The following is a 22,085-nucleotide window of genomic DNA, read 5'->3' as shown; positions in this document are numbered from 1 at the left end:
CTCAGATCCCCACCGTGAAGCCGCTGGACCAGCCCTGCATCGTGGAGACCATGCTGTCCCACGCTCCTGTGAGCAGCAGCAGACCAGTCACGATCATCATGCCGCCGCCGATTCTCATCACCCACACATAGTGCTTCTTGACCCATCCGAACGTGCCGATCGCCTTGCGGAAGGCGACCGCGGCGAGGATGAAGGGGACGCCGAGGCCGATGCAGTACGCGACGGTCAGCAGCGCGCCGCGGCCCGCGCTGGCCTCCTGCGCGGCGAGCGCGTTGACGGACGCGAGGGTCGGGCCGATGCACGGGGTCCAGCCGATGCCGAAGAGCGCGCCGAGCAGCGGTGCGCCGGCGAGTCCGGTGACGGGCTTCTTGTGGAAGCGGAACTCGCGCTGGGTGAACCGGGGCAGGAGCCCGAGGAAGAAGACGCCGAGGGCGATCATCAGCACACCGAGGACGGTGTTGAGGGTGTCGCGGTACTCCTGGAGCGTCGAGCCGAAGTAGCCGAAGAGGGCGCCGCCGGAGACGAAGACGGCGGAGAAGCCGAGGACGAAGAGGGAGGCGCCGGCGGCCATCCGGCCGCGCTTGGCCTCGGCCAGGTCGGTGCCGGTGACCCCGGTCACGTAACTCAGGTAGCCGGGGACGAGCGGCAGGACGCACGGGGAGAAGAAGGAGACCAGGCCGCCGAGCACGGCGATGGGCAGGGCGAGGAGCAGCGCGCCGCTGAAGACCGTCTCGTTCACAAGATCACTGCTCCGCGAGAAGCGGCTCGATCATCGAGCGGAGCTTCTTCTCGTCGAGGGCCATGAGGGAGCGGGCGGCGATCTTCCCGTCCTTGTCGAGGACGACGGTGGAGGGGATGGCCTGCGGGTTGAGCGTGCCCTTGGGGAATCCGTTGAGGATCAGCTTTCCGGCGGGGTCGTACAGGCTCGGATAGGGGACCTTGTAGTCCTCTTCGAAGGTGAGCGCCTGCTGCTTGTTGAAGTCGCGGGTGTTGAGGCCGACGAACTCCACGCCCTTGGCCTTGAGGTCGTTCGAGACCTTGGCGAAGTGCGGTGCCTCGGCGCGGCAGGGGCCGCACCACGATCCCCAGACGTTCAGGACGACGACCTTGCCCTTGAGGTCGGCGACGTCGAGCTTCTCGCCTTCGAGGGTCTCGCCCGCGATTTTGTTGGGCACCGTGCGCTCGCCCTTGGCGACGGTGGAGATGCCGCCCGTGTTGGTCACGAAGTTGGTTCCGCCGCCGCCGCCCGACTTGCCGTTGGAGTCCGCGCCGCAGGCCGACAGAGCGAGGGCGGCCGACAGGATTCCGACGGCGAGCAGGGTGCGTCGAGGGGCACGGCTAAGGCTCATGTGAAAAGTTTCGCATGAGCGTTTGGGAGATCTTGGGCGCCCCCCTGGGCGCCCGTAAAGCCCCTTGTCAAGGGGGCTTAAGGGACGCACGCAGCTTTATGCCGCCGGCTGCGTGCTGCTACCCGCGGGCTTCAGGAAGGCGTTCCAGCCGCCGGCCGGCGACTGGCCGACTTCGAGCGTACGGAGCTTCGCGAGGATCTTGGGGTCCTGCACGTCCAGCCAGTCCACGAACTGGCGGAAGGAGACGAGCCGGACGTCCTTCTTGCCCGCCATGCCCTTGAGCGCCTCCTCGACGGCGTCCATGTAGATGCCGCCGTTCCACTGCTCGAAGTGGTTGCCGATGTAGAAGGGCGCGCGGTTGGACTCGTAGGCGCGCTTGAAGCCGTTGAGATAGGCGTCGGTGGCCTGGCGGCGCCAGCCGGGGTAGCGCGAGGGCATGCCCTTGGTGGTGTTCTTCGACTGGTTGGCGAGCATGTTGTAGTCCATCGACAGGACCTCGAAGGAGTGGCCGGGGAACGGCACGGCCTGCAGCGGGAGGTCCCAGATGCCCTTCCGCTTGACCGGCCACATCTGGCGGCCGCCGGGCGAGCTGGCGTCGTAACGCCAGCCGAGGCGCTTGGCCGTGGGCAGCAGGTTGTCCTGGCCGAGGAGGCAGGGGGTGCGGCCGCCGACCAGTTCCTTGCTGTAGTCGAAGGGCAGCGGGTCGAGGTCGGTCCAGCCGCTGTTGGTCTTCCACTCGGTGACGAACTTCATCGCCTGGTCGATCTCGCTCTGCCACTGGGCCGGGGTCCAGTTGCCGACCGAGCCGGAGCCGGCGCAGAAGTGGCCGTTGAAGTGGGTGCCGATCTCGTGCCCGTCGAGCCAGGCCTGGCGGACGTTCTTGAGGGTGTCCTTGATGTGGTCGTCGGTGAGGTAGCCGATGTCGGAGGCGCCGACGCGGTTGTTCGGCGGGCGGTAGAGGTTCTTCTTGGACTCCGGGAGGAGGTAGACCCCGGAGAGGAAGAAGGTCATCGCGGCGTCGTGGTTCTTGGCGAGTTCCAGGAAGCGCGGGAAGAGGCCGTTGCCGACCTCGCCGGCGCCGTCCCAGGAGAAGATCACGAACTGGGGCGGGGTCTGGCCGGGTTCGAGCGGGACGGGGGCGTCGGGCTGGTTCGGCTGCTTTCCGGTGTCGGCGGTGGAACCGTCACCGATGAGCTTGGCCTCTTCCTCGGTGGGCCCGGGCGCGCTCGGGGATCCCGAGACGTCACCACCCTTACCGGGCCCGGAAGTGCCCGATTTGCCCGATCCGTTGCCGCTGCATCCGGCGATCCCGACCGCGGCGGCGGCGCCAACTCCCGCCCCGATAAGGCTCCTTCGAGTGATCCCGCGCATGACGTCCCCATTCGCGTTTCCTATGACCGGAAGGTCATCCAAACCGACAATGAGTGAGATGCCGGGAGGAACACGTAGGTTCCGGGAATTAGCACAAAAATTTCAGGGCGACCAGATGACTTATGATCATCCGATCGCCCTGACGGTGTACCCGGTGGACTGGTGCCCGAACTCGGGGCACCTCGCCGACACAGAACCTCTACGTGGGGGGGCGCCCCCTAGGGGCGCGGGGAACTGCACGACCAGCCACGGTCGGCCGGCACCCTTCGCACCGGCCCGCAGGATTCCTCCCGCTCCCCCGTGGAGCGCTTACGCGCCGAAGGCCTTCGTCTTCCCCTTCACCGGCTTCGCGCCCGCCAGCAGATGCGCGGGGACGAGATCACGCGCCGGCTCGCTGTAGCCCACCGAGACGATCTTGTCGCCCCGGTACGTGAACGAGGTCAGCGAGGCCAGCGTGCACTGCCGCCGCCGCGGGTCGTGCCAGAGCCGCCGCTTCTCCACGAAGCTCCGCACGATCCAGATCGGCAGCTGGTGGCTGACGCAGACCGCCTCGTGCCCCCGGGCCGCGTCCTTCGCCGCGTCGAGCGCGCCCATCATCCGGACGACCTGCTCGACGTACGGCTCGCCCCAGGACGGCCTGAACGGGTTGGTGAGGTGCTTCCAGTTGCCCGGCTTGCGCAGGGCCCCGTCGCCGACGCCGAAGGTCTTGCCCTCGAAGACGTTGCCGGCCTCGATCAGCCGCCCGTCCGTGGCCAGGTCCAGGCCGTGGCTCTTGGCGACCGGCTGGGCCGTCTCCTGCGCCCGCTCCAGCGGGGAGGCGACGACGTGCGTGATGTCCCGGTCGGCCAGGTGCTCGGCGACCCGGTCCGCCATCTGGCGGCCGAGCTCGGAGAGGTGGTAGCCGGCGCGGCGGCCGTAGAGGACGCCGTCGGGGTTGTGCACCTCGCCGTGGCGCATCAGGTGGACGACGGTGATGTCGTCGCTGCCGTTTTCCGAGACGCTCATGCGGTCGCCTCCGCGGCGGCACGGGCGGCGGCGGGCAGGGCCGCGGCGATGCGCTCCACGGCCCGCTCGTCGTGGGCCGTGGAGACGAACCAGGACTCGAACGCGGACGGCGGCAGGTAGACCCCGTCGGCCAGCATCGAGTGGAAGAAGGCGTTGAAGCGGAACGCCTCCTGCTTCTTCGCGTCGTCGTAGTTCCGGACCTCGGTGGCAGTGAAGAAGACGGAGAACATGTTGGAGGCGGTCTGCAGCCGGTGCGCGACACCCTCCTTGGTGAGCGCGTCGGTGACGAGCCCCTGGATCTCCTTCGAGACCGCGTCGACCTTCTCGTACGCGGCGTCGTCGAGCAGCCGCAGCTGCGCGAGGCCGGCGGCGGTGGCGATCGGGTTACCGGAGAGGGTGCCCGCCTGGTAGACGGGGCCGGCCGGGGCGAGGCGCCCCATGACGTCGGCGCGGCCGCCGAAGGCCGCGGCCGGGAAGCCACCGCCCATGACCTTGCCGAAGGTCATCAGGTCGGGCTTCACGCCGTCGACGCCGTACCAGCCGGCGCGGGAGGTCCGGAAGCCCGTCATGACCTCGTCGGAGATGTACAGGGCGCCGTTCTTCGCGCACGCGTCCTTCAGGCCCCGGTTGAAGCCCGGCTGCGGCGGGACGACGCCCATGTTGCCCGGCGAGGCCTCGGTGATCACACAGGCGATCTCGCCCGGGTACCGGTGGAATGCCTCGTGCACGGCCTCCAGGTCGTTGTACGGCAGGACGATCGTGTCGCCGGCCTGTGCACCGGTCACGCCGGGCGTGTCGGGCAGGCCGAAGGTGGCCACACCGGAGCCGGCGGCGGCAAGGAGCGCGTCCACATGGCCGTGGTAGCAGCCGGCGAACTTCACGATCTTCGCCCGGCCGGTGAAGCCGCGGGCGAGCCGGATCGCGGACATCGTGGCCTCCGTACCGGAGGAGACGAGCCGGACCTGCTCGACGGGCTCGATCCGGGCGACGATCTCCTCGGCGAGGGCGACCTCACCCTCCCCCGGCGTACCGAAGGAGGTGCCGCGGGCCACGGCGGCCTGCACGGCGGCGATCACCTCGGGGTGGGAGTGGCCGAGAATCATCGGCCCCCACGAGCAGACGAGGTCGACATACTCCCGGCCGTCCGCGTCGGTGAGGTACGGGCCGGTACCGGACACCATGAACCGGGGCGTTCCGCCCACGGCCCGGAAGGCGCGCACCGGTGAGTTCACGCCGCCGGGCGTCACGAGGGACGCGCGGTCGAAAAGCGTCTGTGAGACTGGGGCTTCGTATGAATACGGCACTGTGGTCCTGACCTGCGAGTACGGCTGCGAGTACGGAGGGAAGGCGTGGGCCCCCTGTGATTTACGCCGGGGCGTCGATGCTCCGCGTCTGCGAAACTGGGGCGTCATTGGGATGGCTCACGGAATCCATGGTGTCAGAGGGCCGGACGTTCTTGCGGACAGGTGTTTCACCGCGAGAGCGTGGGGGAGGTCACTGTCACGATGATCGGGTTGCGCGGCGGGGGTCGTGTTGCCTAAAAAGCAGTCGGGTGGAGATATGCATCGCGGTGGCGGACTGGGTGAGGGGACGGACGATCTGGGTCCCGAGCCTGCCCGGCGGGGGAGGCACCGGCGACGGCGTACGGAAGAGCCCGTGCAGTCCACAGGGTCCACGGGGCCGACGGAACCCACGACGGAGGGCGGGAGTGGCCGGTTGGGGGTGACGTACAAGTACTTCGGCGCACCCGACGGCGCCACGGCGGCCCGCGTCCCGATCTCGATGCGCCCGGAGGAGCTGGGCGGCGACGAGCTCGGCATGGGCGGCATGTTCAGCAAGATCAAGCCCGAGACGATAGCCGCGATGGTCCTCACGGGCATCCAGGGCATGCCCCTGCACAAGGTGCCCCCGCTGGAACTGGTGGTCCTCCACCCCGACTACGCCGTGGTGAAGCTGCCCATGACCGTGGTCGACCCGCTGCGCGGCATCGGCGAGGAGTCGGTCGGCGCGGCGGCCTTCATCTGGTCCACCGTCCCGGACCGCGGCGGCCCGCGCGACGCGTTCAACGTCTACCAGCTGCTCCACGAGTGGCAGGACTTCTCGCACCGGCTGCACGAGGCGGGCCACCAGCCGTACTGCCTGGTCTGGCCGTAGGCGGCCTGCTCACTTCTCCGCGTCCCTGATGGCTTTGCCCGCTCGGCGGCCGGCTCGCGGGCGGATTCGAGCCGGTAGGGGACGTCGATGACGACGACGTTCTTTCATGAACAGCAGCCGGGCCTCGAGCCGTAGGGCGCTCTGGTTGTGCAGGGGCTGTTCCCACCAGTGCCCGACGACGTACTCGGGGATGACGACCGACACCACCGAGTCCTCGGTCCGCTCGGGCGCGTCGCGGATGTGGCGCAGGACCGGCTGGACGCGACGGAGCGGTACGGGGAGCTGAGCACCCGCAGCGGTACGTCGATGCCGTGCCCCTCCCACGTGGCGCGGAGCACCTCCGCCTCGCGAGGTCCTCGGCGACCGTGACGGCCGTGAGTGAGGCGGGGTGCAGGGTCGCCGTACCGCCCGACGCCCGCCCCAGCCCGCCTCATGACGTAGTCGATGAGCAGGGCGCCGGCGGCGGTGAGCGCGGCGGTCTGGCCGAGGTTCTCGGCGGAGACGACATAGGCCCCGCCGCCGCCCGGGTAGGTGTGGCAGGTCTGCGGTTAGGAGGCGACCCACGACCACAAGCGGGATCACGATCCCGACCGCCGCGTACCAGGCCAGATGGAGTACGGCCGGCCCCCGAGGGCGAGGATCAGCAGGATCTCCTCGGTGGCGTACGCGACGGACGAGAGCGGTCGCTGCAGTAGATCGGCAGGGCGAGCCGCTTGGGCAGCAGGGTGTCGCCGAGCCGGCCGCTGTCCAAAGGCCTTCCCACGAGCAGGCGTTTCGCCGCACTTCCAGCTCTCATAAGTGCTGAAGTTAGGACAATTAACCATGCAGGGCGCGGAAGCCGCGCGGGAAGGACGGGCACCGTGAGCAGAGTGCGCATGGCCGGCGAACCCATGCAGATCGGCGAGGTCGCCGCACGGACGGAACTGTCCCTGCGGACGATCCGCCAGTACGAGGACAGCGGCCTCGTCGTCCCCTCGGCCTCGTCCCAGGGCGGCTTCCCGCTCTACACGGACGCGGACGTGGACCGGCTGATGGTGATCCGCCGGATGAAGCCCCTGGGCTTCACGATCGACGAGACCCGCGACCTCCTCAAGGCAGTCGACCGCCTCGCGGACCCCCGTCTCTCCCCCACGGAGCGCACGACCCTGACCACCCGAATCCACCACTACGAACAAGCAGCCACGAAACGCGTGGCGGAACTCCGCACCCAACTGGCAAGAGCAGAAGACTTCGCGGCCTCCCTGAGGGCGCGACTGGCGTAGGGGGGCGGGTGGCCCCGCAGGGCGACACCCCCGTTGTGGGCAAATGTCCCGCTGGGGGTCCCCCCAGGACGAAGTCCTAGGGGGAGGGTAAGGGTGGGCACAACCCACGAGGGCGGCGCCCGTTCAGGACCGTCCACCCCAGGCCCCGCCCCCGGGGCAGCCCGGGCCCGATCAGGCTGCCGCCCGCCGAAGCGCCTCCGCAAGCTCCAGGAAGAACGCGGCGTACGCCAAAGAACTGGGCGGCGTCTCCGGATTCCAAGGCGCCACCCGCGCGCCCCCAGGCGACGGAAACGCTCCCGCCCCCACCGCATGCTCACGGCTGTCGAACAGCACAAGCCCCGGCCGCAACGCAGCCACCCGCTCGCGATCGGCCGTCAGCCAGTTCGCCCCAGGACCGGGCCCGGGATCAACCACCCGTACCCCCAGCTCCTGAAGCCGGACCAGCTCGGGCCACGCATGCGGCCGGGCCAGATGAACCTGGCCGGCCCCGGCCCCCGAGAGCGCAAGGACGGCGACGTCCACCTCCGACGCAGTGCCCCGCAGCGCCGCCTCCGCCGCAGCAAGGCCCCCCACGTCACCACCACCGCCGGCACCGGCCACCGCCCCCAAGGCACCCGCCAACTCCCCGAACCGCCCAAGAATCGCCGCCAGAGCCAACTCGTTGCCCACCGACAGAGCGACCAGCGGCACCCCCGCCCCCTCCGGAACCCCCTCGTCCAACGCGTACGCGCTCTTCCCGTCGTACGTCACGTCGACGACCACATCCGCCCGCAGGTCCGCCAGCCGCGCCGCGTCCAGCGCCCGCCCCGGGCCCAGATACGGAACCCCCGCCTCGGCCAGCCGCCCCGCCTTGACGGGGTCGAGCGTGTCGCCGTCGTGCCCCGAGCCGTACACCGCGACCGGCGTCACCCCCAGGTCGAGCAGGGCCGCCCCCGCCCGTACATAGGCCACCACCCGCCGCGGCGCGCGTACGGCCTCCAGCGCCGTACCCCTGTCGTCGGTGAACCCCCACGCCTCCATGTCCTGCATATCCGACATGCGACTGCTCCTCCCCGGCCGGAATCCGCCCTCGCCCTGCCTGCCCCGCCACCCTTACGGGCCTTCCCCGGCCCGCACAAGAGGGCCTCCGGCCCACCGGCACCGGCCAGGACCAAGGTCCCGTACCCCCTGCCGAAAGTCCCCCACCGTAGTGTTAACTGGACAGATCGGGAGGAAATAGCAGGAATCGTCAACGCCGTACGCACGCGCCGTCTGCCAGGGCGCGCCCCCGTACCGGCCCTCGCTCCCCGGAGTCAGCCATGTCGTCGTTGCCGGGCCAGTTCTCGGACCCCCGTGCGATCACCCTCATCGGGCTGCTCGCCGTCTCCACCGTCGCGTGGGTGGCGCTCGGCCTACGCGCCCGCGCCCGCCGCGCCCGGGCGGCGACCCCGCTGGAACGGGTCTGGCACCCCCACGAGACCGTGTCGCTCACCCCGGCCGAGGAGAACGCCTTCGGCCAGGTCGTGTCACGGCTCTCGGTGGGGTCGGCGGGCCGCCTGCGCTGAGGGGGACGGCGGGGACGCGGGATGTCGCCCGGCCTGTCAGCGGCTCCCCCTAGGCTCCCCGCCATGCAAGCCCCCGACCCTCCCGGCAGGCCCGGACCTACCGACCCTGCCGCCAAGCCCGGACCTGGCGACCCTCCCGCCAGGCCCGGGCCCGGCGACCCTCCCGCCAAGCCCGGACCTGGCGACCCTCCCGGCCCACGCCGTGACACCCGAGGAATCGTCGACCCCGCCGAACTCCTCACCCGCGTCCGGTTCCGCCGTCACTATCCGGCGCCTGAGCTGCGCCCGTATCTGGAGCACTACTGGCTCATCGACTGGGAGCTGTCCGAGCCGTACGCGTCCCACGTCGTCCCGCACCCCTCCGTGAACGTCGTCTTCCAGCGCTACGGAGACGCCTCCTCGGCCGACCCCTCCGCCCACACCTCGGCCGAGGTCTCCGGGATCGGGCTTGAACTGTTCACGAAGAAGCTCACGGGCGTCGGCCGGGTCTGCGGAGTGCAGTTCCGCCCGGGCGGCTTCCGCCCGTTCGCCCCCGACCGGCCGGTGTCGGACTGGACGGGCCGCCGCGTCCCGCTCGACGAGGTGTTCACGGACACCGACGCGGGCTGCCTGGAGGCCATCCTCGGCCCGGAGACCGACCACGCGCGCGTGGCGGCGCTCGACGCCTTCCTGCTCGCCCGCCGCCCCGTCCCCGATCCGCAGGCCACGCAGGCCATGACCCTGGTCGCGGCGGTCCGTACGGACCGGTCGATCCGCCGCGTCTCCGAACTGGCCCGCACGGCAGGACTGTCCAGCCGATCGCTCCAACGGCTCTTCGCCAACTACGTCGGCGTCGGGCCGAAATGGGTCATCCTCCGCTACCGCATCCACGAGGCCCTGGAGCGCGCCGAGGCGGCGGAGACCCAGGGCTCACCGGACTGGGCCGGCCTGGCGGCCGAGCTGGGCTACAGCGATCAGGCCCATCTCGTACGGGATTTCACGGCGACGGTCGGGGTGCCGCCCACCGCCTACGCCCGCCAGGTGTCAGACCCGTGATCTACGGTGCGGCAATGGACACCACCAGCGCATCGAACCCCGACGGGGTTGTGCACAGCTCCCCCATACGGCTCGAGCCGTGGTCCGAGGACGACTTCTGGCTGCTGCGCGACATGAACGCCCCCGCCCTCATGGAGCACCTCGGCGGCCCCGAGACCGACGAGGCGCTGGGCAAGCGCCACCGGCGTTACGTGGACCTGAGCGCCGAGCGCACGGACGCGGGGCGGATGTTCCGGATCGTGCTGCTCCCCGAGGAGGTCGCGGTCGGCAGCATCGGCTTCTGGAAGCAGACCTGGGACGGCGAGCCGGTGTACGAGACGGGCTGGACGGTGCTGCCGGGACACCAGGGACGCGGCATCGCGACGGCGGCCACGCGCGCGGTGGCGGCGCTGGCCCGCGCCGAGCGCACGTACCGCTACCTGCACGCGTTCCCGTCGACGGACAACGCGCCGTCGAACGCGGTGTGCCGCAAGGCCGGCTTCGAACTGCGCGGCGAGCGCGAGCTAGAGTACCCGCCGGGCCACGCCCTGCACTGCAACGACTGGCGCCTGGACCTGGGCCTGGGCCTGGACTGCGTGGAGGGCCTGGCCTAACCGTCCTGGGGGGTGAGCTTCTTGGCGAAGTTGAAGGCCACGATGTCGAGGCGCTCGCGCAGGTAGAAGCGGTGGGCGGCGGTGCGCTGGGTGCCGGAGTCCAGGTTGAGTTCGTGGCAGCCGGCGGCGCGGGCGTGCCGCTCCAGGTGGGCCAGGAGCGCATGGCCCACGCCGGTCGACCGGACGGCCGACGCGGTGACCAGGTCGTCGACGTAGAGCTTGCGGATCGCGCCGGTGTTGTCGATGATCCGCCAGCCTGCGACGCCCGCGCAGGCGCCGTCGTCCGTGTACGCGGCGCTGAAGCGCAGGCCCTGGGCATGGCCGTCGCGATAGACGCCGCTGAAGAGTTCCGGCGTGAGGTGCGGACGCAGTTCGCGCAGGACGGGGAGCAGGTCGGACTCCAGGCGCGGGTCGCCGGGTTCGACGTCGATGATCTTCATGCCGCGACGGTATCTCGGGGACGACCCCGGCCTCAGGGGTTTATCAGGGTTGACGCGGGGGCGGCCGCTCGCGGATATTTATCTGCGTAACGCAGATTCTTCTTCATGCAGCCAATTACTCACGTGGCTCGCGTGGATCGATTCGATCTTTCCGACCGACCTACCCGAAGGGACCTCGTCATGACCGTCCTCGTCACCGGAAGCCGCGGCCGCGTGGCCTCCACCCTCATCGAGCTGCTGCACAACGCGGGCCTCAAGGTCAGGGCCGCCTCCAAGAACCCCGCGGACCTGTCACCACCCGGCGGCGTCGACACCGTCCGCTGCGATCTCTCCGATCCGGCGGACTTCGACACCGCGCTCGACGGCGTCGACTCCGTGTTCCTGTACGCGGAGGCCTCGCACATCGAGACCTTCGCCGCCCGGGCCCGTGCGGCCGGCGTCCAGCACATCGCCCTGCTCTCCTCCAGCTCCGTGCTCGCCCCGGACGCGGCGGAGAACCCGATCGCCGCCCCGCACCTGGCAGCCGAGCGCGCCCTGGAGGCCGCTGCCGCCCGGGGTGACGTCGAGGCGACCCACCTCCAGCCGGGCGCGTTCGCGACCAACGCCCTGCAGTGGTCCTGGGCGATCAGGGCCGGGCGCCCGGTGGAGCTGCCGCACCCCGGTGCGCACGGCGACCCGATCCACGAGCGGGACGTCGCCGAGGCCGCCTTCGCGGTCCTGACCGAGCCTCGGCTGCGCGGCTCCTCGTATCTGCTGACCGGCCCCGAGTCACTGACATTCAGCGAGCAGCTGGCGATACTCGCCGAGGCGACGGGCCGGCCCGCCGCGTCCGTCGCCGTCACGCCCGAGCAGTGGAGGGCGTCCGTCGCCGACTTCCTCCCGGAGCCCGTCGCCGACGCCCTGCTCTCCTACTGGGCCGCGAACGACGGCCGCCCCGCGCCGCTCACCCGGACCGTGGAGGAGCTGACCGGCCACCCGGCACGAACCTTCGCCACCTGGGCCGCCGACCACGCGAAGGGCTTCCACCCCTAGCCGCCCCGACACGTCCAGCGGACGACACCTCCAGCCGCCCGAGTCGCCACGGACGCCGGCGCCGCACCCGAAATCCCTGGCCGCCCGGCAGGCCGCGGTGACATCCTGTCCCCGTGAACGGACCGGAGATCCAGATCAGCTTCGCCCCCGGCCTGCGGCTCTTCGTCTCGGCCGAGCGCCGCGCGGGGCACACGGCCGTGGTGACGGACGGCGCCTCCACGCTCGGCCATGTCGTCGAGTCCCTGGGCGTTCCGCTCACCGAGGCCGGGCGGCTGCTGGTGGACGGGCGTCCGGTGAAGGCGTCCCACGTCCCGGCGGCCGGCGAGACGGTCGAGGTCCAGGGCGTCGAGCGTCCCCAGCCGGTGCCCGGCGCCCCGCTCCGGTTCCTCCTCGACGTCCACCTGGGCACGCTCGCGCGGCGGTTGCGGCTGCTCGGGGTCGACGCGGCGTACGAGAGCGAGGACATCGGCGACCCCGCGCTGGCGGCGCTCTCCGCGAAGGAGCGGCGCGTGATGCTCTCCCGGGACCGGGGGCTGCTGCGCAGGCGGGAGCTGTGGGCGGGCGCCTATGTGTACAGCGACCAGCCCGACGCCCAACTCCGAGACGTACTGGAGCGGTTCGCGCCGCCCCTGGCTCCCTGGACCCGCTGCACCGCCTGCAACGGGCCGCTGACCGACGCCGACAAGGATTCGGTGCGCGAGCGGCTGGAGCAGGGCACGGAGAAGACGTACGACGTCTTCGCCCGGTGCACGGAGTGCGAGCGGGTGTACTGGCGGGGCGCCCACCACGCCCGCCTGGAGGCGATCGTCACCGACGCACTGCGGGAATTCGGCGACGCCACCACCCGCTGACCTCGGACGGCCCGGGCAGCCCCGGCGCCACGCCCGGCCCGGCCTCGGGTCAGTCGAGGTCGCCCGTCCGCAGCCGCTCGACCTGCGCGGCGCTGAGCTCGACCGTCCGTCGCATATGGGCGATGAGCAGGGCGACCTCGGCATCGCTGTACGCGTCGAACATCGTGCCCCAGGCGTCGTTGAGCCGCCGCCAGAACGCTCCCAGGTCCGCCATCCGCTCCGGCACCACGGCGACGAGGACCCGCCGCCGGTCCTCCGCGTCCCGCTCGCGCGTGACGTAGCCGGCCCGCTCCAGGCGGTCGACGAGCCGCGTCGCGGAGCCGGTGGTGAGCCCGGTCAGCTCGGCGATCCGACCGGTGGTCACCGGGCCGGACTCCAGGGACAGCAGGTTCAGACACTGCACGTCGGTCGGGTGGAGCCGCAGACGGTCGGCGACGGCCTGGTTGAACAGCGCGTAGGCGGCCATGTAGCGGCGGGACTCCCCGTACAGCTCTCCCATGAGGCCCTCGCGCCGGGCGGAATTCTTCTGCGGCATGCAGAAAGTGTACGAAGCAGGAACTCGCCGCGCTCTACGGCTCGGGGGCCGTCAGGTAGCGCTGAACGGTCGGCCCCAGCCAGGCGACGATCTCGTCCCTGGACATCTCGACCGCGGGCGGAAACCGCAGCACATAGCGGGTGAGCGCCATACCGAGGATCTGCGAGGCGACCAGCGCGGCTCGGCGCGGCGCGTCGGCCGGGTCCGGGCAGACACCGCGGGCGATCGGCCCGAGCTGCCCCGCGAAGACCGCCTGCATGCGCTCCACGCCCGCCGCGTTGGTGACACCGACCCGCAGAAGCGCCGTCAGGACGTCGTCGCGCTCCCACCGCTCGAGGAAGTGCGTGACCAGGACGGCGCCGATGTGCCGGGACGGCAGGGCGGCGAGCTCGGGCAGGTTCAGCTCGAAGTCGGACGCCGCGGCGAACAGCCCCTCCTTGCTGCCGTAGTAGCGCATCACCATCGACGGATCGATCCCGGCGTCGCGGGCGATGGCACGGATGGTGGCGCGCTCGTAGCCGTCGGCCGCGAAGCGTTCGCGGGCGGCTTCGAGGATCGCGGCGCGGGTGGCGTCGGAGCGGCGGGCGGTCGTCATGCCAACAACTGTAGGCCAACAGGTGTTGACGCACCAGGCGGACCGGCTCTACATTTGCCAACAAGCGTTGACCAACAGGTGTTGGCCAACAACCGTTGATGGCACGCGCACCCAACTGGAGGCAGCCATGAACCACCACATCGACACGGACGTCCTCGTCGTAGGCGCGGGCCCCACCGGACTGCTCCTCGCCGGCGACCTCGCCGCCGCGGGCCACCGGGTCACCCTCGTCGAGCGCCGCCCGCACGGCATCAGCAACATGACCCGCGCCTTCGGCGTGCACGCCCGCACCCTGGAGCAGCTCGACGCCCGGGGCCTCGCCGACCAGCTGATCGCCACCGGCACCCCCATCACCGAACTGCGCCTCTTCCGCCGCCTCACCCTCGACCTGACCCGCCTCCCCTCTCGCTTCCCGTACCTCCTCATCACCCCCCAGTACGAGGTCGAGCGACTCCTCGAACAGCGCGCCGTGTCCACAGGTGTGGACTTCCGCTACGGAACGGAACTGCGCGAACTGAAGCAGGACACCGACCAGGTCACGGCCGAGATCACCGGCCCCGACGGCACCCCCACCACCCTCCGCGCCCGCTACCTCGTCGGCACCGACGGCGTCCGCAGCGCCGTCCGGAACGCCCTCGGCCTGCCCTTCCCCGGCGTCTCGGTGATCCGCTCCATCGTCCTCGCCGACGTCCGCCTCACCGAGAAGCCCGAAGGACTGCTCACGGTCAACGGCACCGGAGACGCCTTCGCCTTCATCGCCCCCTTCGGCGACGGCTGGTACCGGGTCATGGGCTGGAACCGCACCCGCCAGGTCCCCGACAGCGAGCCCGTCGACCTCGACGAGGTCCGCGAGATCGCCCGCCTCGCCCTCGGCACCGACTACGGCATGCACGAGGCCCGCTGGATCTCCCGCTTCCACAGTGACGAGCGCCAGGCCCCCGCCTACCGCGTCGGCCGGGTCTTCCTCGCCGGCGACGCCGCCCACGTGCACTCCCCCGCCGGCGGCCAGGGCATGAACACCGGCCTCCAGGACGCCGCCAACCTCTCCTGGAAGCTCACCGCCGTCCTGCGCGGCGCAGCTCCCGACCCCGAAGCCCTCCTCGACAGCTACCAGTCCGAACGCCATCCGGTCGGCGCCGCCGTACTCCGCAGCAGCGGCACCATCGTCCGGCTCGCCATGGCCCACCGCCCGCTCCTGCGCACGGTCCGGGCCCTCGCCTCACACTTCCTGAACACCGTCCGCCCCGCGTCGGCCAAGGCGATGGGCATGATCAGCGGCATCGGCATCACGTACGGCCGGCACACCCGGCGCGTCCCGGACCTGAAGCTGCGCGAGGGCAGGCTCTACGAGCTGCTGCGCGAGGGCGAGTTCGTCCTCATCGCCCCCGAGGGCACCACCCCCGAACCGCCCGCCGCCCCCACCACACCGGTCCGCCTCGTGCGGGCCACCTGGACCGACCCCACCCGCCGCACGACGCTCCTGGTCCGCCCCGACGGCTACACGTACTGACCCCGGCGGGCCGGCGGCGCATCAGAAGACGTACGGATCACCCGTGGCGAGCACGAGAACGCGATGCCGGTCGTTCCGCGGGTTCCCGTCGTCGGTGCCGTCCGTCCAGATCGTCGAGATGTCGACCGTCACCTCGTCCGGAGACCCCGCCGTCCGCAGATCGAGCGCCAGCTCCTCGACCGCCCCGGCGGCCCGCAGCTCACCCGTACGGCAGGCGACCGCCCGGTCGCTCGCCCACAGACAGGACGGAGGCAGCTCCTGCCCACCCGCCATCGGCTCGGAGAAGGCCAGCCGCACCGTCGCCTGGGCCACGTCCGACGGCCCGTGGTTCTCACTCACCAGCCAGACGCCGACCCGCCCCTCCCACAAGGAGAGATGGCCATGATGGGCGAGATCGGCCTCGGCCCCCACGGCACGGGCACCCGCACCCGACCCGACCACCACCACACCCGCGAGAACCGCACCGAGCAGCGCCTTGCGCATTGGACCCATACCCAGACGATACCGACGAATCTGCACATATTCTGACTATCCATCAGTCAGCGTGTCCCATGGCACCCTGACCGCATGCTCATCGCACGGTCCGCCGCCCTCTTCGTCGTCGCCGCCCTCTTCGAGATCGGCGGCGCCTGGCTCGTCTGGCAAGGCGTCCGCGAACACCGCGGCTGGATCTGGATCGGCGCCGGCATCGCCGCCCTGGGCATCTACGGCTTCGTCGCCACCCTCCAGCCCGACGCCGACTTCGGCCGCATCCTCGCGGCCTACGGCGGAATCTTCGTCGCCGGATCCATCGCCTGGGGCATGGTCGCCGACGGCTACCGCCCCGACCGCTGGGACATCACCGGGGCACTGATCTGCCTGGCAGGCATGGCCGTGATCATGTACGCGCCCCGCGGCCGCTGACCAGGGACCTATCCTGACCGGACGATCGACACAATCGACCACATGCGCGAGGAGCACCCCATGACCGCCGCCGCCAGGCAGATCGCCGTCATCACCGGAGCGAGCAGCGGAATCGGCGCCGCCACCGCCAGGCAGCTCGCCGCCGCCGGCTACCGCGTGGTCCTCACCGCCCGCCGCAAGGACCGCATCGAGGCCCTGGCCGCCGAGCTCAACGAGGCCGGCCACCAGGCCACCTCGTACCCCCTCGACGTCACCGACCGCGAAGCCGTCCAGTCCTTCGCGACGGCCTTCCGGTCCATCTCCGTCCTGGTCAACAACGCCGGCGGCGCGCTCGGCGCCGACCCCGTCGCCACCGGCGACCCCGACGACTGGCGCCAGATGTACGAGACCAACGTCATCGGCACCCTGAACGTCACCCAGGCCCTGCTCCCCGCCCTCACGGCGAGCGGCGACGGCACGGTCGTCATCCTCTCCTCCACCGCGGGCCACTCCACCTACGAAGGCGGCGGGGGCTACGTCGCCGCCAAGAACGGCGCCCGCGTCCTCGCCGAGACCCTCCGCCTCGAAATCGTCGGCACCCCCGTCCGTGTCATCGAGATCGCCCCCGGCATGGTCAAGACGGACGAGTTCGCCACCACCCGCTTCCGCGGCGACACCGAGAAGGCCGCGAAGGTCTACGCGGGCGTCGCCGAACCCCTCACCGCGGACGACGTGGCCGACACCATCACCTGGGCCTGCACCCGCCCCCCACACGTCAACATCGACCTCCTCGTCGTCCGCCCCCGCGCCCAGGCCTCCAACACCAAGGTCCACCGCGAGCTCTGAGCCCCCGGCCGCACACGGAGAAGGGGCCGGTGCCCGGCACCAGCCCCTTCCTTCCCCCGGCGAAGCCCGGAACGAAGCCCCCGACGGGCCCCAGGCCGTCAACCCTTCACGCAGATGACCTGCTTCAGCTTCGCGACCACCTCGACCAGGTCCCGCTGCTGCTCCATCACCTTCTCGATCGGCTTGTACGCGCCGGGGATCTCGTCCACGACACCGGCGTCCTTACGGCACTCCACGCCCCGCGTCTGCTCCTCCAGGTCCCGCGTCGAGAACCGCCGCTTCGCCGCGCTCCGGCTCATCTTCCGGCCGGCGCCGTGCGAGGCCGAGTTGAAGGACGCCTCGTTGCCGAGCCCCTTCACGATGTACGAACCGGTGCCCATCGAGCCCGGAATGATCCCGAACTCCCCGGATCCGGCCCGGATCGCTCCCTTACGGGTGACCAGCAGGTCCATGCCCTCGTACCGCTCCTCCGCCACGTAGTTGTGGTGGCAGGAGATCACCGGATCGAAGGTCACCTTCGCCTTCCGGAACTCCCGGCGCACGACCTCCTGGAAGAGCGCCATCATGATCGCGCGGTTGTACTTCGCGTACTCCTGCGCCCAGAAGAGGTCGTTCCGGTAGGCCCCCATCTGCGGGGTGTCCGCGACGAAGACGGCCAGGTCCCGGTCGACCAGACCCTGGTTGTGCGGCAGCTTCTGAGCCTCGCCGATGTGGTACTCGGCGAGTTCCTTGCCGATGTTCCGCGACCCGGAGTGCAGCATCAGCCAGACCGAACCCGCCTCGTCGAGACAGAACTCGATGAAGTGGTTTCCGCTGCCGAGCGTTCCCATCTGCTTATGGGCCCGCTCATGACGGAACTTGACCGATTCCGCGATCCCGTCGAAGCGCGACCAGAAGTCGTCCCAGCCCGCCGTCGGGAACTGGAACAGCCGCGACGGATCCACGTCGTCCCGGTGCATCCCCCGCCCCACCGGAATCGCCTGCTCGATCTTCGACCGCAGCCGCGACAGGTCCCCCGGCAGGTCGTTCGCCGTCAGCGACGTCTTCACCGCCGACATCCCGCAGCCGATGTCCACGCCCACCGCCGCCGGACAGACCGCCCCGTGCATCGCGATCACCGAGCCGACCGTCGCGCCCTTGCCGTAATGCACGTCCGGCATGACAGCCAGGCCCTTGATCCACGGCAGCGTGGCGGTGTTGTGGAGTTGGCGCATCGCGCCGTCGTCGATCATGGAAGGATCGGTCCACATCCGGATGGGCACCTTCGCACCCGGTACCTCTACATACGACATACTTCCTCAATTCCCCCACAAAGCCAGATAACGCAAAAACCGGCTCCAAGGCCCGTACAGGTGACGACGGACCGGCATCAACGGCAGCGCGTGCGATAGACATTGTGTCCACCGGCCGGTATCCGGCGGCAAAGGGTTTTCGGGGAAATCCTCGGGAGAAGGGAGCCTGGCAGCGTGCAGCGACAGGCGTACGTACCCGGTCTGGCCGCGCTCGGCGCGGCGCTGGTCCTGGGGCTCACCGGATGCTCCGCGGGCGGCGGTTCCGGCGCCGACGACGTCGATTCCAAGGCCGGACCGGCCGCCCCCGCCGCTCCCCCCGGCCGCTACCGCACGCTCTTCGAGCCGTGCCGTGCCGTCCCGCAGAACACGCTCCGCGACCTCCTCCCCGGTGCCGCCCAGCTCCCCGACGACGAGCGGGACGCGGCGTACCGCGGTACGGCGGCCGTCACGTACGACACCGACCGCCGTGTCGGTTGCAGTTGGCAGGCCGACACGCCCGACGCCACGCACCGGCTGCGGCTCGACATCGAGCGGGTGGTGTCGTACGACCCGACCGTCAGCGACGACGACCGCGCGCAGGAGGTGTTCTCCCGCAAGCAGCTCGCGGCGGACCTCCCCCAGCCGCCCACCACCCCGCAGACCCCCGAGCCCCCGGAATCTCCCGCGACCGCGACCACGACCACGACCACGCCCGGCAGTCCCAGCGGGTCCCCCAGTGACACCCCCGGTGGCACCCCCGGTGGCACCCCCGGTGGCACCCCCGGTGGCACCCCCGGTGGCACCCCCGGTGGCACCCCCAGCGTCGCCCCGAGCGCCACCGAGAGCGGGACCCCCGGCGGCAGCGCGACGCCCACCGGCGCCGGCGCTCCCACCACCGGTCTGGAGCCCCGGGTCCTTGCGGGCCTGGGCCAGGTCGCGTTCCTCGACGACGCGCTCAGCGCGGGCGGCGCGAACGGCCGGCACCGGACCGTGAGCGTGGTGTTCCGCACATCCAACGTGATCGTGACGGTCGAGTACGTGGAGCAGGCGACCGGTTCCGCCGAGCCCCCGGACAGCCAGGAACTGCAGGAAAAGGCCCGGAGCCTGGCCCGTCTGCTGGCCGAGCGCCTGGAGGAGTAGCCGCACGGGTGTCCCTTGGGCCCGCTCCGGGATCGCCCCGCGACACCTGCCGGACCACGTAACGTGTCGGCGTACCGTGGCCGCCTGGCCGGACCGCACCACCCGGACCGCACCCGGACCGCACCCGGGCCGTACGACAAGCGACTGAAGGAACCATGCACCGATCAGCCCCGCGACTCACCCGCATACTCGCCTGCGCAGCCGTCCCGGTGATGCTCGTCGTCGCCGGCTGCTCCTCGGACTCCGACGGCGGGTCGGCGACGCCGGACAAGGGCAAGGGTTCGGCGTCGGCGACCCCCAGCCCGCAGCAGTCGACGAAGACGGTCGAGCCCGCGAAGTTCGCGAAGCTGCCGGACGTCTGCAAGTCGATCTCCGCGAAGACGACGGCGAGCCTGGTGCCGAAGGCGAAGACGAAGAACGGCACGGCGGCCGCGTCCAGCGACACCGACAGCCGCGGCGGCTGCTCGTGGAACGGTCTGGACGACAAGGGCGTGAAGGGCTCGCAGTACCGCTGGCTCGACGTCTCCTTCTACCGCTACACCTCGGACGCCTCCCTCGGCAGCGGCGAGCAGCGTGCCCAGGAGAACTTCGCCAAGGAGCTCGCGAAGGTGCAGGCGGCCGAGGGCGCGAAGAAGGTGAAGACCGCGGACGGTTCGGGCATCGGCGACCAGTCGAAGACCGTGACGTACGAGCTGAAGAAGACGGACGAGGACTTCGAGTACGCCTCGGTCGTGGCCCGCACGGGCAACGTCCTGGTGCTGCTCACGTACAACGGCGCCGGCTACGCGGGCGCCGACGGACCCTCGGACAAGACGATGATGGACGGTGCGGTGAAGGCCTCGAAGGAGGCCGTCGCGGCCGTCGCGGCGGCGAACAAGTAGGCCGACCGACCTCTCGTCGGCGGCTCGTCGGCCGCCGGGCGTCGCGTAAACCCGGCGTTAACCCGTATTTGCGTATGTTTTCGAGGAGCCTGTCCCTCCCCCGGGGGCCGGGCTCCTCGCGCATGTGCCACGCTGTGCCCGCGAGATGTGGATTGACGGGAGGGGATCGCGGGTGGCCGCGGTGCAGCTGACACGCACGCACAAAATACTGATCGGGGTGGTGATCGCCGGTGCGGTGGTCATCGCCGGTATCGGTTTCGCGGGTTCGTACGCCGCTGTGCGCGAGCTCGCCGTGGAGAAGGGCTTCGGCGACTTCTCGTACTTCTTCCCGATCGGCATCGACGCCGGTATCTGTGTGCTGCTGGCACTGGACCTGCTGCTGACCTGGATCAGGATCCCGTTCCCGTTGCTCCGCCAGACGGCGTGGGTGCTGACGGCGGCGACGATCGCCTTCAACGGCGCGGCGGCCTGGCCGGACCCGCTGGGCGTCGGCATGCACGCCGTCATCCCGGTGCTGTTCGTCGTCGCGGTGGAGGCGGCCCGCCACGCGGTCGGCCGAATAGCCGACATCACCGCCGACAAGCACATGGAGGGCGTGCGGCTGACGCGTTGGCTGCTCTCTCCGATCCCGACGTTCCGGCTGTGGCGGCGGATGAAGCTGTGGGAGCTGCGTTCGTACGAGCAGGTGATCAAGCTGGAGCAGGACCGGCTGATCTACCAGGCCCGGCTGCAGGCGCGGTTCGGACGGGCGTGGCGGCGGAAGGCGCCGGTGGAGGCGCTGATGCCGCTGCGGCTGGCGAAGTACGGGGTGCCGCTGGCGGAGACGGCGCCGGCCGGGCTGGCGGCGGCGGGCATCGAGCCCGTTCTGCTGCCGCCGCAGCCGACGCTCGCCAAGGCCGAGCAGGTGCCGGTCCCGGTACCGGTGCCGGTCCCGGCGGCCCAGCCCACGCCCCAGCTGCCGCAGGGCTCCGCCCAGCAGGAGCCGGACCAGGGAAGCCCGTGGTTCCATGCCGCGCAGCTGCCTCCGGAGGCATACGAAGGGACGTACGAGCCCCAGATCGTCGAAGGCCTGGAGCCGACACCGGTGGCGGTGCCCTACGGCCCCGAGGAACTCCCGATCCCCGACCCGCGTCAGGAACGAGGCCCGGAGCAGTTCGAGGAGTACCCGGAGTACGTGGACCAGGACCCGCCGATGGAGGACTTCACCGAGGTGGCGTACAAGGCGCTGCTGACGTACTACGGGGAGAACCAGCTTCCGCCCAGCGTGGAGCAGCTCGACATACTGCTGAGTGACCGCTACGGCGTACAGCACCCGCGCAGCGCCTCGCTGCTCCGCCAGTTGATGCCCGGACTGAGGCAGCGCATGGAGACGGAGCTGGCGGAGAACCACATCGCGTGACCGGCGGCTGCCGCGTCGCCCGTCGGCCCGAGCGGCTGCCGCGTCGCTCAGGCCTCGGCCCGAGCGTCGCTCAGGCCTTGGCCCGCTTTTTCGCGCTCTCGCCCCAGACGGCGAGGGCGAGGCCGGCGAGCGCCAGGACGACGTATCCGGCGGTGGGGATCTCCCACCATTTCTGGAGCAGTCCCCAGGCCTTGTCCCCGAAGAGCTGCCCGCCCGCTCCGAGTCCGCCCTGGACGAGGGCGATCCATCCGATGACTGCGATGACTTCGTTCTTCATGTCTCCACGGTCCCGTGCGGGGTGCCGTGTTTCGTCGTGCCCACGTCGGAACCGCGCCTAGTCCGAAGGTCGCAGAATCCGGCTGGTCCACCGCGGCCGGGGCCCATGGCGAA

General features: G+C 70.8%; 25 protein-coding genes. 13 read left to right on the top strand and 12 right to left on the bottom strand.

Annotation, left to right across the window (positions count from 1 at the left end):
- Position 1: 1 nt before the first annotated feature.
- The 5 genes from Q5762_RS29655 to hemL all read right to left on the bottom strand — a co-directional run bounded on the left by Q5762_RS29655 (position 2) and on the right by hemL (position 5,029).
- Entirely contained in the window at positions 2-739 is a 738-nt protein-coding gene (locus tag Q5762_RS29655) for a cytochrome c biogenesis protein CcdA (RefSeq protein WP_315895343.1), read from the bottom strand.
- A gap of 4 nt (positions 740-743) precedes the next feature.
- Positions 744-1,349, bottom strand: coding sequence for a TlpA disulfide reductase family protein (locus tag Q5762_RS29650; RefSeq protein ID WP_315895342.1), 606 nt, complete (start codon positions 1,347-1,349; stop codon positions 744-746).
- A gap of 96 nt (positions 1,350-1,445) precedes the next feature.
- Positions 1,446-2,720 carry a hypothetical protein gene (locus Q5762_RS29645; RefSeq protein ID WP_315895341.1) on the bottom strand — a complete coding sequence of 425 codons (1,275 nt, stop codon included), beginning with the start codon at positions 2,718-2,720 and terminating at the stop codon, positions 1,446-1,448.
- A 309-nt stretch (positions 2,721-3,029) separates the two neighbouring features.
- Positions 3,030-3,725 (bottom strand): histidine phosphatase family protein, encoded by a 696-nt coding sequence (locus Q5762_RS29640; RefSeq protein ID WP_315895340.1) that lies wholly within the window; start codon positions 3,723-3,725, stop codon positions 3,030-3,032.
- Positions 3,722-5,029, bottom strand: a complete 1,308-nt coding sequence (gene hemL / locus Q5762_RS29635; protein WP_315895339.1) for a glutamate-1-semialdehyde 2,1-aminomutase — start codon at positions 5,027-5,029, stop codon at positions 3,722-3,724. Before hemL ends, Q5762_RS29640 begins: the two co-directional genes overlap by 4 nt.
- A gap of 256 nt (positions 5,030-5,285) precedes the next feature.
- On the opposite strand from hemL, the gene Q5762_RS29630 reads away from it, so the two are divergent.
- Both Q5762_RS29630 and Q5762_RS29625 read left to right on the top strand, forming a co-directional pair.
- On the top strand, positions 5,286-5,879 hold the full coding sequence (locus Q5762_RS29630; RefSeq protein WP_315895338.1) for a hypothetical protein: 594 nt from the start codon (positions 5,286-5,288) through the stop codon (positions 5,877-5,879).
- Between the two features lie 875 nt (positions 5,880-6,754).
- The gene (locus Q5762_RS29625; protein ID WP_315895384.1) at positions 6,755-7,141 is read left to right on the top strand and encodes a MerR family transcriptional regulator; all 387 of its coding nucleotides are present in this window, start codon (positions 6,755-6,757) and stop codon (positions 7,139-7,141) included.
- A 171-nt stretch (positions 7,142-7,312) separates the two neighbouring features.
- Here Q5762_RS29625 and Q5762_RS29620 read toward each other — a convergent pair whose 3' ends face one another.
- Positions 7,313-8,179 carry an ABC transporter substrate-binding protein gene (locus tag Q5762_RS29620; RefSeq protein ID WP_315895337.1) on the bottom strand — a complete coding sequence of 289 codons (867 nt, stop codon included), beginning with the start codon at positions 8,177-8,179 and terminating at the stop codon, positions 7,313-7,315.
- A gap of 260 nt (positions 8,180-8,439) precedes the next feature.
- Here Q5762_RS29620 and Q5762_RS29615 point away from each other — a divergent pair, with 260 nt between their 5' ends.
- From Q5762_RS29615 to Q5762_RS29605, 3 genes are all read left to right on the top strand, one after another.
- Positions 8,440-8,685, top strand: coding sequence for a hypothetical protein (locus Q5762_RS29615; RefSeq protein ID WP_315895336.1), 246 nt, complete (start codon positions 8,440-8,442; stop codon positions 8,683-8,685).
- A 63-nt stretch (positions 8,686-8,748) separates the two neighbouring features.
- Positions 8,749-9,720 carry a helix-turn-helix domain-containing protein gene (locus Q5762_RS29610; RefSeq protein ID WP_315895335.1) on the top strand — a complete coding sequence of 324 codons (972 nt, stop codon included), beginning with the start codon at positions 8,749-8,751 and terminating at the stop codon, positions 9,718-9,720.
- Positions 9,721-9,734: 14 nt separating this feature from the next.
- Entirely contained in the window at positions 9,735-10,313 is a 579-nt protein-coding gene (locus tag Q5762_RS29605; RefSeq protein WP_315895334.1) for a GNAT family N-acetyltransferase, read from the top strand.
- Here Q5762_RS29605 and Q5762_RS29600 read toward each other — a convergent pair.
- Positions 10,310-10,753, bottom strand: a complete 444-nt coding sequence (locus Q5762_RS29600) for a GNAT family N-acetyltransferase (protein ID WP_315895333.1) — start codon at positions 10,751-10,753, stop codon at positions 10,310-10,312. The two genes, Q5762_RS29605 and Q5762_RS29600, sit on opposite strands and share 4 nt — an antisense overlap.
- A gap of 180 nt (positions 10,754-10,933) precedes the next feature.
- On the opposite strand from Q5762_RS29600, the gene Q5762_RS29595 reads away from it, so the two are divergent.
- Together Q5762_RS29595 and Q5762_RS29590 are read left to right on the top strand one after the other, a co-directional pair.
- Complete coding sequence (locus tag Q5762_RS29595) at positions 10,934-11,785, top strand: NAD(P)H-binding protein (protein WP_315895332.1); 852 nt, start codon at positions 10,934-10,936, stop codon at positions 11,783-11,785.
- Between the two features lie 113 nt (positions 11,786-11,898).
- Positions 11,899-12,636 carry a Mut7-C RNAse domain-containing protein gene (locus Q5762_RS29590; RefSeq protein ID WP_315895331.1) on the top strand — a complete coding sequence of 246 codons (738 nt, stop codon included), beginning with the start codon at positions 11,899-11,901 and terminating at the stop codon, positions 12,634-12,636.
- A 49-nt stretch (positions 12,637-12,685) separates the two neighbouring features.
- Here Q5762_RS29590 and Q5762_RS29585 read toward each other — a convergent pair whose 3' ends face one another.
- Together Q5762_RS29585 and Q5762_RS29580 are read right to left on the bottom strand one after the other, a co-directional pair.
- Complete coding sequence (locus Q5762_RS29585) at positions 12,686-13,171, bottom strand: MarR family transcriptional regulator (RefSeq protein WP_315895330.1); 486 nt, start codon at positions 13,169-13,171, stop codon at positions 12,686-12,688.
- 34 nt (positions 13,172-13,205) lie between these two features.
- Complete coding sequence (locus Q5762_RS29580) at positions 13,206-13,766, bottom strand: TetR family transcriptional regulator (protein ID WP_315895329.1); 561 nt, start codon at positions 13,764-13,766, stop codon at positions 13,206-13,208.
- Between the two features lie 127 nt (positions 13,767-13,893).
- On the opposite strand from Q5762_RS29580, the gene Q5762_RS29575 reads away from it, so the two are divergent.
- On the top strand, positions 13,894-15,276 hold the full coding sequence (locus tag Q5762_RS29575; RefSeq protein ID WP_315895328.1) for an FAD-dependent oxidoreductase: 1,383 nt from the start codon (positions 13,894-13,896) through the stop codon (positions 15,274-15,276).
- A 21-nt stretch (positions 15,277-15,297) separates the two neighbouring features.
- Here the strand turns inward: Q5762_RS29575 and Q5762_RS29570 are convergent, their stop codons facing one another.
- Entirely contained in the window at positions 15,298-15,768 is a 471-nt protein-coding gene (locus Q5762_RS29570; RefSeq protein WP_315895327.1) for a hypothetical protein, read from the bottom strand.
- A gap of 75 nt (positions 15,769-15,843) precedes the next feature.
- Between Q5762_RS29570 and Q5762_RS29565 the strand changes: the two genes are divergently transcribed.
- The gene (locus tag Q5762_RS29565) at positions 15,844-16,179 is read left to right on the top strand and encodes a YnfA family protein (RefSeq protein ID WP_315895326.1); all 336 of its coding nucleotides are present in this window, start codon (positions 15,844-15,846) and stop codon (positions 16,177-16,179) included.
- Between the two features lie 60 nt (positions 16,180-16,239).
- The gene (locus Q5762_RS29560) at positions 16,240-17,004 is read left to right on the top strand and encodes an SDR family NAD(P)-dependent oxidoreductase (protein ID WP_315895383.1); all 765 of its coding nucleotides are present in this window, start codon (positions 16,240-16,242) and stop codon (positions 17,002-17,004) included.
- A gap of 98 nt (positions 17,005-17,102) precedes the next feature.
- Here Q5762_RS29560 and Q5762_RS29555 read toward each other — a convergent pair whose 3' ends face one another.
- Complete coding sequence (locus Q5762_RS29555) at positions 17,103-18,296, bottom strand: RtcB family protein (protein WP_315895325.1); 1,194 nt, start codon at positions 18,294-18,296, stop codon at positions 17,103-17,105.
- 174 nt (positions 18,297-18,470) lie between these two features.
- Between Q5762_RS29555 and Q5762_RS29550 the strand changes: the two genes are divergently transcribed.
- The 3 genes from Q5762_RS29550 (at position 18,471) to Q5762_RS29540 (ending at position 21,695) form a co-directional block, all read left to right on the top strand.
- Positions 18,471-19,415 (top strand): DUF3558 domain-containing protein, encoded by a 945-nt coding sequence (locus tag Q5762_RS29550; protein WP_315895324.1) that lies wholly within the window; start codon positions 18,471-18,473, stop codon positions 19,413-19,415.
- A 155-nt stretch (positions 19,416-19,570) separates the two neighbouring features.
- Positions 19,571-20,296 (top strand): DUF3558 domain-containing protein, encoded by a 726-nt coding sequence (locus tag Q5762_RS29545; protein WP_315895323.1) that lies wholly within the window; start codon positions 19,571-19,573, stop codon positions 20,294-20,296.
- Positions 20,297-20,468: 172 nt separating this feature from the next.
- Complete coding sequence (locus Q5762_RS29540) at positions 20,469-21,695, top strand: DUF2637 domain-containing protein (protein ID WP_315895322.1); 1,227 nt, start codon at positions 20,469-20,471, stop codon at positions 21,693-21,695.
- A gap of 70 nt (positions 21,696-21,765) precedes the next feature.
- Here the strand turns inward: Q5762_RS29540 and Q5762_RS29535 are convergent, their stop codons facing one another.
- Positions 21,766-21,972, bottom strand: coding sequence for a hypothetical protein (locus tag Q5762_RS29535; protein ID WP_315895321.1), 207 nt, complete (start codon positions 21,970-21,972; stop codon positions 21,766-21,768).
- Between the last annotated feature and the right edge of the window lie 113 nt (positions 21,973-22,085).

This window comes from Streptomyces sp. P9(2023), assembly GCF_032436795.1.
Classification (GTDB): Bacteria; Actinomycetota; Actinomycetes; order Streptomycetales; family Streptomycetaceae; genus Streptomyces.
The sequence above is the reverse complement of the archived record's forward strand: the minus strand, read 5'-3'. Positions and strand labels throughout refer to the sequence as shown.

What these genes read in the sequence shown, in the direction of transcription:
- Q5762_RS29640 (WP_315895340.1), bottom strand. Translation starts at nt 3,725, where the DNA reads ATGAGCGTCTCGGAAAACGGCAGCGACGACATCACCGTCGTCCACCTG.
- Q5762_RS29555 (WP_315895325.1), bottom strand. Translation starts at nt 18,296, where the DNA reads ATGTCGTATGTAGAGGTACCGGGTGCGAAGGTGCCCATCCGGATGTGG.
- Q5762_RS29600 (WP_315895333.1), bottom strand. Translation starts at nt 10,753, where the DNA reads ATGAAGATCATCGACGTCGAACCCGGCGACCCGCGCCTGGAGTCCGAC.
- Q5762_RS29595 (WP_315895332.1), top strand. Translation starts at nt 10,934, where the DNA reads ATGACCGTCCTCGTCACCGGAAGCCGCGGCCGCGTGGCCTCCACCCTC.
- Q5762_RS29620 (WP_315895337.1), bottom strand. Translation starts at nt 8,179, where the DNA reads ATGTCGGATATGCAGGACATGGAGGCGTGGGGGTTCACCGACGACAGG.
- Q5762_RS29535 (WP_315895321.1), bottom strand. Translation starts at nt 21,972, where the DNA reads ATGAAGAACGAAGTCATCGCAGTCATCGGATGGATCGCCCTCGTCCAG.
- Q5762_RS29615 (WP_315895336.1), top strand. Translation starts at nt 8,440, where the DNA reads ATGTCGTCGTTGCCGGGCCAGTTCTCGGACCCCCGTGCGATCACCCTC.
- Q5762_RS29570 (WP_315895327.1), bottom strand. Translation starts at nt 15,768, where the DNA reads ATGGGTCCAATGCGCAAGGCGCTGCTCGGTGCGGTTCTCGCGGGTGTG.
- Q5762_RS29610 (WP_315895335.1), top strand. Translation starts at nt 8,749, where the DNA reads ATGCAAGCCCCCGACCCTCCCGGCAGGCCCGGACCTACCGACCCTGCC.
- Q5762_RS29625 (WP_315895384.1), top strand. Translation starts at nt 6,755, where the DNA reads ATGGCCGGCGAACCCATGCAGATCGGCGAGGTCGCCGCACGGACGGAA.
- Q5762_RS29545 (WP_315895323.1), top strand. Translation starts at nt 19,571, where the DNA reads ATGCACCGATCAGCCCCGCGACTCACCCGCATACTCGCCTGCGCAGCC.
- Q5762_RS29565 (WP_315895326.1), top strand. Translation starts at nt 15,844, where the DNA reads ATGCTCATCGCACGGTCCGCCGCCCTCTTCGTCGTCGCCGCCCTCTTC.
- Q5762_RS29605 (WP_315895334.1), top strand. Translation starts at nt 9,735, where the DNA reads ATGGACACCACCAGCGCATCGAACCCCGACGGGGTTGTGCACAGCTCC.
- Q5762_RS29630 (WP_315895338.1), top strand. Translation starts at nt 5,286, where the DNA reads ATGCATCGCGGTGGCGGACTGGGTGAGGGGACGGACGATCTGGGTCCC.
- Q5762_RS29560 (WP_315895383.1), top strand. Translation starts at nt 16,240, where the DNA reads ATGACCGCCGCCGCCAGGCAGATCGCCGTCATCACCGGAGCGAGCAGC.
- Q5762_RS29645 (WP_315895341.1), bottom strand. Translation starts at nt 2,720, where the DNA reads ATGCGCGGGATCACTCGAAGGAGCCTTATCGGGGCGGGAGTTGGCGCC.
- Q5762_RS29650 (WP_315895342.1), bottom strand. Translation starts at nt 1,349, where the DNA reads ATGAGCCTTAGCCGTGCCCCTCGACGCACCCTGCTCGCCGTCGGAATC.
- Q5762_RS29585 (WP_315895330.1), bottom strand. Translation starts at nt 13,171, where the DNA reads ATGCCGCAGAAGAATTCCGCCCGGCGCGAGGGCCTCATGGGAGAGCTG.
- Q5762_RS29575 (WP_315895328.1), top strand. Translation starts at nt 13,894, where the DNA reads ATGAACCACCACATCGACACGGACGTCCTCGTCGTAGGCGCGGGCCCC.
- Q5762_RS29580 (WP_315895329.1), bottom strand. Translation starts at nt 13,766, where the DNA reads ATGACGACCGCCCGCCGCTCCGACGCCACCCGCGCCGCGATCCTCGAA.